Origin of the sequence: Streptococcus parasanguinis (genome assembly GCF_001578955.1) — a bacterium.
GTDB lineage: Bacteria > Bacillota > Bacilli > Lactobacillales > Streptococcaceae > Streptococcus > Streptococcus parasanguinis_U.
Genome location: NZ_KQ969706.1, coordinates 1 through 995 on the forward strand (window position 1 = coordinate 1; position 995 = coordinate 995).

1 protein-coding gene is annotated in these 995 nt (G+C 30.2%); it reads right to left on the minus strand.

What is annotated here, in order from left to right:
• Positions 1-447 precede the first annotated feature (447 nt).
• Positions 448-995 (minus strand): tetratricopeptide repeat protein (locus SPADD19_RS10825; protein WP_061455983.1); only part of this gene is annotated, 548 nt, incomplete at its 5' end.

The window sequence follows — 995 nt, forward strand, 5'->3', positions numbered from 1 at the left end:
ATATTTTACTTAAGCTAGTTCTCTTAGTTAATATTTACTTACCTTTTATTTGCTTTAATTCCTTTATCTCTTTTAGAATACTAAAAATATAGAAACTAAATAGAACTATACCTAAAAAAGATAAAACAAAGAAACCAGACGTAAGTTTTTCGCCTCTAACAGCTAGTACTCCAAGGGAAAAAATACCGATAGCCATTATGGAAATGATGAGGATAAACCACAAGTAAATCATGTAAAACTTATAAAGATAGCAAAAGGACTTATTTTTTTGTTCAGGCTTATCCTTCCAATTTAAATAAAAGAAATAAGGTATATAAATAATTAAAATAAATAGAAATTCCATTTCTAGCACAACCTCTCATCTTATCTCCCTTAATGAAATACATGATTTATAGCATATTAAAACTTTTTATTTAAGCGAACTAATGACAAAATCTACATGCCAAATCATCGATTAATCAATTCCTCAATTTCCTTTACCCCTTCAAACTCTCCAACACTTTCGAAAAGTTCTATAGCTCGTTTGAAATGTCTATTGGATAATTCCGTATTTTTCAAGGCTAAATAGATTTCACCTAACCCTCTATAGCTACAAGCTTGAGAAATCACATCATCAGTCTCTAAAGATTGTTCCAATGACAGATTCATGAATGTAAGAGCTTCATCAAGGTTGTTTAATTTAAATCTCACATAGCCTTGTTCGTAGTTATTCACAGCTTTCTTTAGATTATCGTTTGGAAAATACTCTTCAACTATCTTCTCTTCGTCTTCAATGAGTTTTAAAGCCTTATGAAAATCACCCTGATCTCTGTAGATCATCGCTAATTGATGTAAGCCAATATGTTCATGTTCTTTATCTTCATTTTGTTGAGCTAATAAAATGTAGTTCTCAAAGATATGGGTACACGAGGCATAGTCTTTTTCTGCTAACAATAAATATCCCATCAGATTTAAAAGACTAAAATCTGTACAGGTATCAATGGAAAAATCTTGTT